11 protein-coding genes and 5 pseudogenes are annotated in these 13,129 nt (G+C 59.1%); 6 read left to right on the forward strand and 10 right to left on the reverse strand.

Annotation, left to right across the window (positions count from 1 at the left end; all coding sequences use genetic code 11):
- Positions 1 to 443: pseudogene (locus AC221Y_RS12055) on the forward strand (transposase); the annotation flags it as partial.
- A 138-nt stretch (positions 444 to 581) separates the two neighbouring features.
- Here the strand turns inward: AC221Y_RS12055 and AC221Y_RS12060 are convergent.
- The 5 genes and pseudogenes from AC221Y_RS12060 to AC221Y_RS12080 form a co-directional block, all read right to left on the reverse strand.
- Positions 582 to 1,592 (reverse strand): HipA domain-containing protein, encoded by a 1,011-nt coding sequence (locus AC221Y_RS12060; protein WP_299750171.1) that lies wholly within the window; start codon positions 1,590 to 1,592, stop codon positions 582 to 584.
- A gap of 117 nt (positions 1,593 to 1,709) precedes the next feature.
- Complete coding sequence (locus AC221Y_RS12065; protein WP_299750169.1) at positions 1,710 to 1,859, reverse strand: hypothetical protein; 150 nt, start codon at positions 1,857 to 1,859, stop codon at positions 1,710 to 1,712.
- Positions 1,860 to 2,385: 526 nt separating this feature from the next.
- Positions 2,386 to 2,469, reverse strand: a pseudogene (locus AC221Y_RS12070) (IS6 family transposase); the annotation flags it as partial.
- Positions 2,470 to 2,528: 59 nt separating this feature from the next.
- Complete coding sequence (locus tag AC221Y_RS12075) at positions 2,529 to 2,828, reverse strand: type II toxin-antitoxin system RelE/ParE family toxin (RefSeq protein ID WP_299750163.1); 300 nt, start codon at positions 2,826 to 2,828, stop codon at positions 2,529 to 2,531.
- Positions 2,821 to 3,072, reverse strand: a complete 252-nt coding sequence (locus AC221Y_RS12080; protein ID WP_299750160.1) for a type II toxin-antitoxin system ParD family antitoxin — start codon at positions 3,070 to 3,072, stop codon at positions 2,821 to 2,823. Before AC221Y_RS12080 ends, AC221Y_RS12075 begins: the two co-directional genes overlap by 8 nt.
- A 33-nt stretch (positions 3,073 to 3,105) precedes the next feature.
- Here AC221Y_RS12080 and AC221Y_RS12085 point away from each other — a divergent pair, with 33 nt between their 5' ends.
- The gene (locus AC221Y_RS12085; protein ID WP_299750157.1) at positions 3,106 to 3,396 is read left to right on the forward strand and encodes a hypothetical protein; all 291 of its coding nucleotides are present in this window, start codon (positions 3,106 to 3,108) and stop codon (positions 3,394 to 3,396) included.
- Positions 3,397 to 3,432: 36 nt separating this feature from the next.
- Here AC221Y_RS12085 and AC221Y_RS12090 read toward each other — a convergent pair.
- Positions 3,433 to 3,672: pseudogene (locus AC221Y_RS12090) on the reverse strand (transposase); the annotation flags it as partial.
- Between the two features lie 42 nt (positions 3,673 to 3,714).
- Between AC221Y_RS12090 and AC221Y_RS12095 the strand changes: the two are divergent.
- From AC221Y_RS12095 to AC221Y_RS12110, 4 genes and pseudogenes are all read left to right on the forward strand, one after another.
- A pseudogene (locus AC221Y_RS12095) lies at positions 3,715 to 3,849 on the forward strand (IS6 family transposase); the annotation flags it as partial.
- A gap of 617 nt (positions 3,850 to 4,466) precedes the next feature.
- Entirely contained in the window at positions 4,467 to 5,648 is a 1,182-nt protein-coding gene (locus AC221Y_RS12100) for a metallophosphoesterase family protein (protein ID WP_299750154.1), read from the forward strand.
- A complete protein-coding gene (locus AC221Y_RS12105; RefSeq protein WP_486707395.1) occupies positions 5,645 to 9,052 on the forward strand; it encodes an AAA family ATPase in 3,408 nt (1,135 codons plus the stop codon). The genes AC221Y_RS12100 and AC221Y_RS12105 overlap by 4 nt, the downstream gene beginning before the upstream one ends.
- Before the next feature lie 461 nt (positions 9,053 to 9,513).
- On the forward strand, positions 9,514 to 9,765 hold the full coding sequence (locus AC221Y_RS12110; RefSeq protein WP_299750149.1) for a nucleotidyl transferase AbiEii/AbiGii toxin family protein: 252 nt from the start codon (positions 9,514 to 9,516) through the stop codon (positions 9,763 to 9,765).
- A gap of 20 nt (positions 9,766 to 9,785) precedes the next feature.
- Here the strand turns inward: AC221Y_RS12110 and AC221Y_RS12115 are convergent, their stop codons facing one another.
- From AC221Y_RS12115 to AC221Y_RS12130, 4 genes and pseudogenes are all read right to left on the reverse strand, one after another.
- Positions 9,786 to 10,106, reverse strand: coding sequence for a hypothetical protein (locus AC221Y_RS12115; protein WP_486707396.1), 321 nt, complete (start codon positions 10,104 to 10,106; stop codon positions 9,786 to 9,788).
- Positions 10,107 to 10,690: 584 nt separating this feature from the next.
- A pseudogene (locus AC221Y_RS12120) lies at positions 10,691 to 10,882 on the reverse strand (DUF4172 domain-containing protein); the annotation flags it as partial.
- A gap of 375 nt (positions 10,883 to 11,257) precedes the next feature.
- On the reverse strand, positions 11,258 to 12,460 hold the full coding sequence (locus AC221Y_RS12125) for a Fic family protein (protein WP_299755770.1): 1,203 nt from the start codon (positions 12,458 to 12,460) through the stop codon (positions 11,258 to 11,260).
- Between the two features lie 162 nt (positions 12,461 to 12,622).
- A complete protein-coding gene (locus tag AC221Y_RS12130; protein WP_486707397.1) occupies positions 12,623 to 13,030 on the reverse strand; it encodes a hypothetical protein in 408 nt (135 codons plus the stop codon).
- Between the last annotated feature and the right edge of the window lie 99 nt (positions 13,031 to 13,129).

The following is a 13,129-nucleotide window of genomic DNA, read 5'->3' on the forward strand; positions in this document are numbered from 1 at the left end:
GGACCTAACCAAGGATGACGTCGGCGATCCGACGGCGCTGCCAGGTCTGTTGGATCAAGTCGACGGCCCGGTCGATCTGTTCCTCGCAGATGGAGCTTACGACGGAGAACCAACATCTGATTTGCTAGCCGCTCGGTTCGGATCGACGATCGATCTCACCTCCCAAGAACGCAATACTGAGCCCCAATGGGGCCAAAGATACGACGGCACGTGACCGCCATATCGCCGAGATCGCAGCCCGCGGGCGGATGGCCTGACAGAAAGCCACTGGCTACAATCAACGCAGCCGAGGTGAAACTCTCATGGGCCGCTGGAAAGCCGTTATCGGGCCCAAGCCAAAGGCGCGCAACTTCGAAAATCAGAAAACAGAAGCCAAGATTGGCGTCCGGGTTCTCAACCGGATGACCGGACTTGGCCGCCCAAGTTTTGAACGCACCGCCTGAATTCCGTCTCGGGGAGGGCGCGTTCCCAGTTGACGTTGATCTATGCAACACGGCCATCGCTTAGGTGGAAATACAGTTTTCGTATTTTTTCAAAACAGCGATTTCGATTTGATCTAAAGACGTTCAAAGTCGCTTTATTTAAGCGACTGCCGTAACCCGCTCCCTACAAATAGAAACCATCGCCTCTGCTCGTTCCTTTATATCACGGTCCATGCCGGGCAGATCAGGCAAAGAAACCCTGTCGATGGCTTCGGTAAAACGTTGCAAAAAAAGGTCAATCTCGTTATCAGCATCAGCCGCTGACAAGCCCGCAATCGCCGCCATCTGCATAAAGTCGCTGCGCCGCAAACGGTCATCTTTGCCGTTCAGTTTCAGGGCCATGCGGTCATGTTCAAGGCTCGGAAAGACCCTGGTCGTGACCGCATCATAGAGCGGCGCGAGGCGGATCGTGCTGAAACGATCCGCAGCAGGCCCGGCAATCTTTAGGAGCGCCAAATTCTTCAAGTGCATATCGCCGTCGCCGATCAACCAGGCGAACAGGGCGCGCTTGATCACCAACGGCAGATCTTCCCCGGCAGATGTCGACAGCGGTTGAACTGCGCGGGTTATCCGCTCGATTGTTCCATCGTATTTGGCGTCAGGGGGCAAATCGAGAACCGAACACAGGTCCTCCAAGGCAAAACGGCGTTCATCCGCGCGCGATGTGCGGATATCGCACCGCTCGACCAGCAAGGCTGGGGGCATGTCATCCGGCATTGGGACCAGAGCGATGTCAGGCGCTTCCAACCCCGAAGTACGGCCAAGAGACATCGCAAGATATTCGATCACGGGAAGCCCCTGAAACCCAGCTGTTCCCGCCGGTTTCAGGATATGGGTGAACGGCAGGCCCGCGCTTGGCGACAATTGACCATCCCGCGCCAAAACCATAGGCGCCTTGATCTGAACGCCAGACAGGCGCGGTGTGTCCGCCCGCTCATAAAGGCGCGCCAGCCCCGCCTCGAAGTCTGCTTCAAGCTTGCCGCGCCCCGGACCAGCATAGCGTCCAGTAAACACACCGTTGCGGGTATATCGGGACAACGATACGGCCAGAGTGTCTGCCGGTGGCGACGGAAGCTCGCCTGCGTCTTCGCTGATCGTAATGTTGGACATATATCGTTTGCCCGAGCGCAGCACAGCGCGCTCGTCTTTGTCCTTGAGAACCTTCTCCAGCCAGCCTTCAGGCAACAGTGACAGTATGCAGGGAGGAAGCCTGCCCGGAACCCGCTGTTACACGAGCGGCAGATCAAACCCGTCCTGTGGCTGCCATCGCCATTCAAATCCGTCGTGACTGAGCTGGCCAATGGGCTGACCATGCCAGGCGACCAGAAACGAAAGTGCGGCTTCGTTGCGTACATCCACCGCAACGGCGGTACGCAACAGATACCGCTCAGTCTACTCCCCCTCCCGGTACCATGTGTTCTCACGCGCTTGCGCCCAAACCGCATCAGCAGCCGCTGCTGGACTGCCGTATTCCTCGACGAGCCGCGCCGCGATCTCAGTGCGCATCGTGTCATCCATTGAGGTCGCGCATCGGGGCCGGATAGAGAACACTGGCGTCAAGGAGCGCGTGCGATCGCAGGCCTCCTGGGCCCCCGGGGGAAATTGCCGGTGAGCCATCATGTTCATGCGCATTCTCCTTTGCTGCGAACCTCAAGAAAGGCTTAAACGCAATGACTGCACCAAACAAATCAAGTGTAGCGCATCTGTTTCGTTGCGTGTTGTGTTTCGCACGCCAGTGCTTTGGCACTGATCAGGCACTCGGCGGTGCCCGCAGCCGCCATGGCGGCGTCTCCGCCCATGTGGGTGTCGATCCTTCGTGCATTTGACTGATGAGATCGCGGGTGCGACCGCAATCGCTTGAACCAGCGGTCCGCCGGGTCTCCGCGTCGCTCTAACCCGACGACAGGTGGCTGTTATCTGCGCGATTGTTGAGCCCCTTGTGCGACCAGTGATCCAGGCTCGGCGCCAGTTCTCGCTTTGCCGCGCCTTAGGATCGCGGGCCCACCATCCTGACCCTAGCTGGTCCTTATCGGAAATTGCTTCGCCTCATGAAGCTCGGAGCTGCTGTTGCACGTCGATAGACTGATGCAAAACGCGTATCACATAGATCGCGGCCTCTGAGACTTCATAAAACGCCAAGTGTCGTCCGGTGAGCAAACGTCTGGCACCGATTAGGATTTCTGAACACTCAGGGCCCAGAAACGGGCTTTCGGCGAGGCTCTGGAGGGAACGATCAATATCATCAAGATATCGATCGGCTTGATCCATGCCCCACTTATCAAACGTTGTGGCCCAGAGGTCTATGAGATCAGATTTGGCGGCTTCGCTAATCCGGATTTCACGCATCCTTGGCGCTCGTTTGAGCCCGCGCTTGCGCCTTGATTGCAGTCATATCGAGAGGTCCGGCATCGCCAGAACGCTTGCCGTCCATGAGGGCCACGCGCAGTCGTGCCCGTTGTCCCTCTTGTTCTTCCATGAGCCGCAGAGATGCGCGGATTAGCTCGCTTGTTGAACCATAACGACCTTCCTTTAGCATCAATGAGATAAAATCATCCCAATATGGGCCAAGTGTGACGCTCGTTCCTGCCATGTCAGCCTCCAATTGTACCTAGAAATAAGATATGTGGGTAATACTGCAAATGCAAACCTGCGGTTTTACGGACTGGGGCGGATGTTGGTGGGGTTCAAACTTTACCAAACTCAAAGTCTGGCGGCATCCGGCGCTGTTGCAGGGATCAACGTCGGCCCGGAACGCGCCCAACTCGAAACGGAATTCAAGCGGTGCGTTCGGAGATCGGGCGACCGAGTCCGGATTGAAAGCGAGATGCAGATTGCGGCATGTTTTGCGTGGCCTCGTGGTGCCATGCTTCTTGGCGTTCCAACCATTTCCACCATGCATCTTGAGCCCAGTTGAATCCACAATGAGCGTGATTGGCCCCTCAGAACGACGTGGACGATGTCCGATCTTCAACTCCGAGCTGCTGCGCGAAAACGTCGAGACATCGGGCACTGGAAGATTCAAGTTCATCGGTTACGCAATCGACCGCATGAAGCCCTGCGTTTGTCTCAACGCAAGTCGAAACAGGGCCCGCAACGTAAGACAAATCTCAATCGCTAGATCCGAATACCGCGGCTGACCACCGCGTGACTTGCGGTGCGGGGGCCGCCCAATTTTGAACCACGTTGTCATGCACCGTGAGGGTCTGGCCGGTTTTGTCACAAAGTTTGCCGTGACGTATCCTCCGAAGCCATCCGTAGATCGGTCACGAAATTTGGGCCAATGGTCGCGCGTGGATTACGTCGCCGGCTGCCTCGACCCGGCGATATCTGGCATCTTGACGAGGTGGTTGCGAAACTTAGTGGCCGGAAGTGCAAGGGAGACTTCAGCTACGGGTCGAGCCTTTCTTCTCCTCGGGGACAAGCAGGTTTTCACCGGCGTTAGACAGATCGGTTCCATCGGCCTGACCATCGATAAAGACGATGCCCTCGCGCACCGAGACGGCCAGAGAGCTAAACCATTCACTGGCGACCAGAATCCGCCTTAGACGATCTGCGATTTCTGAGTCGCGAACATCGGGTGTGACAGCGACCTCTTTTTTTGCGGGTCACTGGTGGGTGAATCAAGGGTGTTCGGCGACGTCTGCGCTTGAACAGGCGCGACTGCAAACACGAGCGCAAGCGCGGACAGGATTGCTAAATCGCCGATAACTTTTCGAATATGGCTGTTGTAGAGCGTGAAACTTGGTTTCATGAGTTTGCCTGGCAGTTGGTGGTTGAGGATAGCCTATGATTCCAACACTTGCACTCATCATACTTCCAGCACATCGACGCTGGAGCAGGACCGACGGGAAGCCGCGCGACCATCACGTCTCTGTCAGGCAAGAGCCGGTCGCTACATCGAGGAACAGAGAGACGGATTAGAACAAATGCAAAATAGGTGTATCAACGCAGAAGCCGCACTATTCGCGGGACTATGGACGGAATATGATGCGCTTTCTCGTTTCTGCTGACATTCACCTCGGATCACCAATCCAATCCGTGGCGCTGCGTAATCCCGACTTAGGCGACCGGTTGAAACGAGCCAGCCGCGACACCTTTGCCGAGATCATCGACTTAGCGATCTCGGAACATGTCGATGCGTTGGTGCTGGCGGGTGACATCTTTGACAACGATCACCCGGATCTAAAATCCCGCGCCTTTCTGATTGCACAGCTGTCGCGTGTCTCCGAGGCCGGTGTGCCTGCGGTGCTGATCAGGGGTAACCACGATGCACTGCTCGATCACCGCGCGCACGGAGATTTGGGGCCGAACATCCACCTTCTGCACAAGGGCGCTCCAACGGTCGAGATCGGCGACGTGGCGTTCCACGGACTTTCGTTCGATGCGGCTCATGTGGCGCAGAGTTTCCTACCGGATTATCCCCAACCTGTGCCTGGCAAGCGCAACGTTGGTTTGATGCATACCTCGCTTGGCGGCGCGCCGGGTCATGATCCCTATGCGCCCTGCGCCGAACGGGATCTGATGGCACATGGGTTCGACCTCTGGTGCCTCGGGCACATTCACGCGCCCTTCGAGCGTGTCGACGAACCGGTTCTGGCGGTGATGCCCGGCATCCCACAGCCCCGTCACTTTGGCGAGCGCAAGGGTGGTACCGTGACCCTCGTGTCCCTGGGAGAGGGCACGCCGGAGTTCGAACGCCGCGCCATTGGTCACCTGGGATTTTCCGAATGCGCGCTGGATCTGAGGGCATGTTCTGACCAACAGGAGGTCCTGCGTAGCTTGCGCGACGCGTTGTTGAGCGCGCAAGTGCCGGGTCGCGATATGGCAGTGCGTCTGCTCGTCACCTCGGACCGTCATGGGACGGACCTGGTGGCGGAGCTGGCGACGGAGGTGCTAGATAGCATCGACGGCGTATTTCTCGACAAGGTCAGATCTACCCCGCCGCCCCGCAAACTGGGAGCTGAGACTGACGATCTCGTCCGCCTGATGCACGACGAACTGGTCGAAGATGGCTTTCGACAGGCCGCCATGCAACAGCTCGAAGAGCTGCGTCTCGCCCTGCCATCCGAGATCACAGACGAGCTTGATGAGGACGGACTGGATGTGCTTCTGGAGGAAGCTATTGCCGAAGTCTCCCTGACATTGCACGCGGGAGCCGCGCAGTGAGGCTGAACCGGCTCGATCTGATCCGCTATGGTCGTTTCAAGGAGGCCGAGATCGCTTTTCCAAAGCATGATGACGGCACGCCCGACGTGACGGTGATCTTTGGTCCGAACGAGGCGGGCAAGTCCACGGCATTCCACGGCTTTCTGGAACTGCTTTTCGGGTTCAAGAGCGGGGCGCATCCCTATGCCTTCCGCTTCGATCGAAGCGATCTTCTGGTTGGCGCAGAGCTTGACCTGCCTGGGCGCGGGGCCACGATCTTGCGCCGCAACAGCAAGAGGTCCCAATCGCTGCTGGACGCGAATGACCGCCCGGTAAACGAGGCGATCTTGTCGGGCGCTTTGCACGGCGTGATGCGGAGCGCATACGAGGAACGGTTTTCGCTCGACGAGAAGGGGTTGCGCGAAGGCGGAGAACGGATCGCCGCGGCGCAGGGGGATCTGGGACAGCTTCTGCACGCAGGTCTCTCTGGCATGACGGGCATGGCACAAACTCTGGAGGCGCTGGAGGAGCGGGCCGACAAATTTCATAAGAAACGCGGTCGGGGCACCGTTCTGAAAACAGGCAGTGATCGCCTGAAAGAAATTGGCCGCGAGTTGCGCGCCGATCGCCTGACGACGGAACGAGAGCGCACCCTGCGCCGCGATCGTGACGGGGCTGCAGTCGCGTTTGACGCTGCCAATGCCGAGTTACGACAGACCCATCAACGACAGGCGGCGGCCAAGGCCGCGCTCGTCTGGTATGATCGGACCGAGGAGATACGGCAGCTGACAGGGGCCCTGACCAATTTACCGGACGGCCCCGATCTCCCTACTGGTGCGGCAGAGCGCGTGGCGGGCCTCGTCGAAAAAATTGCCGCTCTGAGGATCCGGATCACGGAAGTGGACGAAGAAATCGCCAAGCAAGATCAGATCGTCGCAGACAACCCGATCGACATGCTGACGCAGCCGTTGGCTGCAGAGCTAGAACGGCTCGATCAGCTCACCATCGACGGGGCACCGCTGATGGGCCGGGCCACCACCGCGCGGGCCGATCTTGCCCGGCGCATCGAAGACCAAGAGAAACTCACCAGCCAGATAAACGCCGCTCTGGCGCTCCTCCTGGTGCCGGACGCGCCGGCATCCGCGGTTGCCTTGGAGCCTCATGCGCTCGAGGATCTGGCCAGTGCAATCCAGGACTGCCTGACCGCCAACCTTTCAGCGGACGCGGCGCAGGAAGCCTTTGAAACAGCCCGAGCCCAACACGGTGATGCGCCAGCGGAACCGCAGGACCTGACTGCGCTGCGAGCCGCCTTCGATGTTTGGCAGGCTGTGGCGGATCTTTCCGCTTTGGAGACAGAACAGGATCAAGCTTTGGCGCGTCTGACAAAGGCCACCGCCAGCCTGCCGGGATCCTGGAAGGAACTCATCGATGCGGGCCTACCCGCGCGCGAGACACTGGAGGAATTCGCCCGGGATTGGGCGGCCCTGACCGCCGAGCGCGGGTCGGCACGCAAAGACCTCGACGCCCGCGCCGCAGAACTGGCCGAGGCGCGGGCCGATCTTTCTTCGCTCGAGGCCGCGCCTGGCGCCGTCGACATCGTCATGACGGAAGAGACTCGGCGTCTGCGTGACATGGCTTGGAGCAGTCATCGCAACGATCTGTCCATTGAGACCGCAGATCAATTCGAGGCAAGGATGTATGCCGATGACGCCGCCCGCGCGCATTACCTGACTGGTTCCGAGGCGCGGCAAAGGTTGCTCGCAGCGCAAGGTCAGAAGCGGACGGCTGAGGTTCGGCATGACACCGCAAAGACGCGTCACGACGACTTGGTTACTCACCGAGACCAGCTGTGGGAGCGCTGTTCGAGACTGTCGCTTGCGCTGGGATTGGGCGAAAACGCGGCCCCCTCAGCCTTTGGAGCACGGCTACAAGCCCTAAACGCAGCGGGCGAAGCTGCCGCAAACCTTTCCAACGCGCAAGTGTCTCTGGCGGCCCGCCTAACGCGGCAGCAGAATGCGCGCAACGCGCTGGCTGATGCTGGGCGGCCTCTTGGCCTTTACCTCGATCAGGGCGACCTGCCTGTTCAGGTGCAACGGATCTTGACGCTGGAGGACACTGACCGCAAGGCCTGGACCAGATGGGAGGATGGCGAGACGGCCATCGCCAAGCTGGAGAGCAAGTCTGAGCTTTGCCGGAGCCTCTGCGAAGAGGCGCAAAGCAGGCTCGACCGGTTGACGGCTACTCTGCCTCTGCCGGATCGCTCGCTCGAAGGGATCCGTATCGCCCTGCCGCACCTGCGCAGTTTGCAGCAGGTGCACGCTGATCGTCAGAAGCTCGCCGCTCGGATTGAGGACCTGAAACAGGCGATTGCGGCCCTGACAGAGGGATCGCAGCGCTTGGCTCGGATCATGGATGATCCTGAAGAGGAGGCCCGTGCCGACCCCGTTCAGGTCATCGACCGTACGCGTGCACGCGTGTTGACGGCCACGCGCGCCGACGAAAAAAGAGCGGAGGCCGAGACCCGCCGAGATGACGCAGATCGGGCGAAACGTCGCGTAGATGCCGACCTGCGCACCGCACAGCAGGACCTGGCGGTCTGCTTCGAAGGGCAAAGCGGGGCAGACCTAACGCCTCGGGACCGGGTGGGAAAGCTGGTCGAACGCGATCATCTGCGTGCCGATAAGGCAACGGCGGACCGCGACCGCCAGAAAACCCGTGACGGTGTAGATGCCGATCTCTTTGCCGAGGAATTGGACCGGATGCCGGACGCCGCGCGCGCGGCAGAGCTGGAACAGGCCTTGAAAGACGCGCAAGACACCCGCGACACTGCCCGCGATGCGCAGCGCGAGGCTGACCGTCTGTACCGAGCGGCGTTTGAGGCCGCCGACCGCAGCGACCTGGCCACCGAACAGGCAACCCTGCGCGAAGAACTCCGTAGGGGCGCGCGTCAATCGGCGGTGGCCCGGCTGGGGGTGCTTGCGGCGCGCGGGGCGCTGCGTCGGCTTGCGGCTGAACGGCGCAGCAGCATGTTGCGTGACGTCGAAGAGGCCTTTGTCACCATGACCACCCCCGCCTGGACCGGCGTGGATGTCTGGAGCCAGGCCGAAGGCGAAAAGCTCGTTGGTATTCAGCCCGACGGCAGCACGGTTCCTGTGGAACAGATGTCGACGGGTACGATGGGTCAGTTGTACTTTGCTCTGCGACTGGCAGGATATCGCAGCTTTGCCCGCGATCCAGGGCCGCTGCCGATGATCCTCGACGACATCATGGAGACCTTCGACGACACGCGCGCTCGGGCGGCCCTGCAGCTTTGCGCCGAGATTGGAGCGAACGGGCAGGCGATCCTCTTCACGCATCATGCCCATCTGGTCGAATTGGCACGTGACTGCATTAAGGGGGTGGCCGTCGTGGACATGCCAGAATGATAGGTCTGAAAAGCGGCTAGGTTTGCAGTCTTTTTCTTACCTAATTTTGAAGCGAGTGGGCCGTTAAGGGGGAACTTGACCGCAGCCTGATTTGTGCAACAGAGCCAGTTTCTAGTGCCTTCCGATCTGCAAGGTTTCCGCTTCAGCCGTCGACTGGTGGGAAGAACAACCGACTACAATTGAAGCAACCACATAAAGGCATCTAGTCCCAGCCGCCGTCTCAAACTCGGTGCACAGAATGTTGATCTGCAACACGCGCCAAACTGGCAGGTGCGCGCGCCACATAGCAGAGCAGGGCACGCCTTCAGGGCAACGGCTTATTATGGCCAATCTGAAGCAATGCACGCTCTGCAGCGCCTCTGGCCGCACCCAAACGCTGAGGAAAGTCAGGAGCTCTTTGCGTTACGTGCAGGTGCGCCGACATGGCTGGCTCAAGAACTGAGCGTTCTGGCCGCCGTATAATGTCCAAAGTCCAAACCTACTTTTCTCTTACCGACCAAGACAAAATCGACGCGCTTGAAACGGCCGCCTCAATACTGGGGCGGCCTACCCATCTGCTTGAAAAGGACATTTGGGTTGTCTGGTCGCTGAATGCTCTCATTGACAGCGCACTGGGCAAAAGCCTCGCCTTCAAAGGCGGCACGTGGCTTTTAAAAGTCTACAGGCCGATCGACCGATTTTCTGAAAATGTCGACGTTACCTACGACATTTGAAAAGTCACTCCAAAGGCTGCTTACCGAACGGCCAAGCTGTATCTTGTGCTGCGCCCGCCGCCCTGGTCCTTGCGCAATCCTGCGAGTGCTACGAGGTCGGTTATGTCGCGCAGTGCGGTGTCGGTGGAGACCTTGGTGAGTTTCGCCCATTTGCCGGACGTGAGCTTGCCTTCGAACCCGTCCAGCAGCCGATTGACGACCGCGCGTTGCCGGTCTGGGAGCGGCTGGTCGCGCAACCGCTCCCAGACGTTCGCCTCGCGCAGGACCTCGCCGAGCACGTCGTCGGCGCGAAGGATCGCACGGTCCAGACAATCGGGGAACCAGACCAGCCAGTCGGTCACGTCGAGTTCGCCCTTCTGGCTGCGCTCCAGTGCGTCATAATAGGCATCACGCTCCCGGCGAATTTGGGCTGACATGCTGTAGAAGCGCTGCGGGCTGCCTTCGGCGCGTGCAAGCGCCATGTCGGCACCCGCGCGGGCGATGCGACCATTGCCATCCTCGAATGGATGGATTGTGACGAACCAAAGATGGCAAGCCCCGCGCGCAGGACAGCGTCGGTTTTGTCTGGTGCCTCGAGGAAGTTGGCCATCTCAGTGGGCAGTTGCTGGGCCTGCTGGGGTGCCTCGAAATGCACACGCTCCCGTCCATAGGGGCCGGAGACAACCTGCATCGGCCCCGCAGTCGCATCGCGCCAGGCGCCGACGGCGATCCTGGTTATGCCGCTGCGTCCGGCTGGGAAGAGCGAGGCATGCCAATCGAACACTCGGGCCTCGTTTAACGGCTTGGCGTGGTTCGGGGTCGCGTCAAGCATCCTTTCGACTACCCCTTCGACATTCCGGTCGGTCGGGGAAAGCGCGCCGATTTCGATCCCGAGCTGCCGGGCAATTGACGACCGTACCACGCCCGCGTCGAGCGTCTCGCCTTCCATGTTGCTCGATTTGACAACGTCCTCGGTCAGGGTGCGCAGGAGGGCCTCGTTCTGCTGATCGAGGCCGAGCGATTCCATCCGCCCGATCAGCCGTCCCTGCCGATAGCGGACCGTGGCAAGCCGATCCGTGATCGCTTCAGCCGACCAGCGGAACCGGGGCCAGTCTGCATGTTCGTGGATGCAGACCATATTCACCGCATAGCTCAAGTACAATCACCGCAAGTTATGCGGTGATTGACGCTGTAGTCACCGCATGCGCAGTCAACCTGCTGTAGATGGCCCATGCCGACGTTGTTCAGGCGGCCTGCCCGAAGGGCTCGTAGCGGACTTCGGTTCTGTCGCAAAGTTTCAGAATATGGGCCAGCGTACCTGTGATAAACGCCGCTCTTTAAGTCAGCAGGTGGGCATCAGAGCGTGACGATTGATTTCAAAGGCAAGCTCACGTCCGGCAATACCTGTCGTTCCGTCATGCAATAAAATTTGCGACAGAACCCTGCTGGATGGTAGCTTGGCAAGTTGACGCGCAGAAGTTCATGTAGTGCGCAAATGGTTATGCCATAAGCGTCACGCTGGTAGATCGGCATCCGCAAATAGGTTTGGGAAAAGACGCTCTCGGTAGTCTAGCGGGAAGGCAAGGCGAACCGGTGTCTTGGGCGACGCAGACGTCAGAAAGCCAGCCGTGGTGAGTTGTTTAAGCGTATTGCGAGCCGTCCTCTCGGAGGTTTTGAGCACTATTTGCGCGTCGCCACGGTCCAGCGCTCCGTGGCGCAAAACTGCTGAAATCAAGTCTGGCGCACGCTTGTCGTCGATCGTATCTGCGACCAGGCGCTGATAGCGTTTGTCCAGCCCGCCCAGATCAAAAAGCTTTGCAGAAAAGGTGATCTGATCCAGTGCGACATTCAGGAACCATGCGCTGAATGTCTTCAGTGCGGCTTCTGAAAGGTTCCTGCGGCCGTCGCGATCCCCATGGCGAGGGCTGTCGGCATGATCCATCATCTGTTTATATTCTCCTCGATCCTTCAGTCCTCGGGCAAGGCCACGAGATATGGACCATAGACCTTGGCCGCCAATACCGGCGTTGAGGGCCATGGCGTGCGACATAAGACGGCTAACGCGACCGTTGCCATCCGGGAACGGATGGATGAAGTTGAGGCGATGATGAGCGGAGGCAATGGCAATGATCCGGCTACTCGCTGAACGTGCGGCAATTTGGAAGCGCTTGTCGAAATGATCCATGAATGCCGATACCCTCATGGATGACGGCGGGTGATGGCGCCCAACCGCAACTTCTGAATCTCCATCTTGGCGCATGCGCCCGGGAACAATCGGCTCCTGCGAGCCGTCGGGGTGTTCGATGACACGTAACTCTTCGGGCATCTCGTTGTAAAAGGCTTGATGGACCCAAGCTAGGAATTCGACCGCGGTTGGTACAGGCATTGTACCGTTGCGTTGCATCTCATCGATTGCACGCTGCACGATAATATGTGCTCGTGCCTCCAATGCCAGAGGACGCGTGTCTTCTTCCAACTCGGCACCAGCGAGGGCTTTTTCGATGTCTCTTGGTCTCGTGTTGTGACCTTCGATCAGGTTGGAGTAATAACAGTTCATCATCCGCACCAGATCGGCCAGCTCAGCGGCGCTGTCTGGATGCAAGCCTTGCCCAAGCCCGCTCGCTTCTCGCTGTATCTCAACCGAAAGGTCAGCCAACTCAGCAGGGATGTGTTCCTCAAAGAAACAGGGTTCTATTCTGCCAGGCGTTTCCAACATTCTTTGCCGATCAGGTATCCGTAAAAAGTTGAATGTTTATAAGGCTTTTACGATGGATATGGCAAGTCTTTGCCGATCCGCATTGCCGATCATGGGCATCAAACTGGTAAGCGTTCGTTGGCGACCGTGTAGAATTGTCATTTCAACTATTCTGTTATGACGTCAGCAGCGGGTGTGTGTGCACGTGTTGCGAGTAACATGAGGGGCAGATGCGTAATGTTTAGCGCTCCGACCGGAAATACGCGCCGATGCAAAATTTATGAGTGCGGCACCAATTAAAATCACCTGGTTGCGCATGCAGATGCTTGTCCCGCTCTCTATGAGTTGCTGCTGGAAATACTTCACATCATCCGGCGTCGCCGTCGCCGTCGCCGTCGCCGTCTCCGGCGAGCGACCGAGCCAGGCCGCAGACCGCTTGCAGGCGCGCAGGTGGCTGGTCTGGGATGCAGGGCCGAGATTGCGCGATATCATATCGGCAATCATCCGGGCACGCAGGGGCGTCATTGGTGTCGATTGTTGAATGTTCATCGGAATGTCCTCTGTCAATCGAGGCAAAATCACCTCGGCCAACAGCACACACCCGACACCAAAATCCGCGCAACAAATCCTTGTTCTGCGCAACACCCGCCACAAGCGCCCCTATCGCGGAGCGATTTAGTGCATGAGCCC

The organism is Boseongicola sp. (assembly GCF_057460485.1).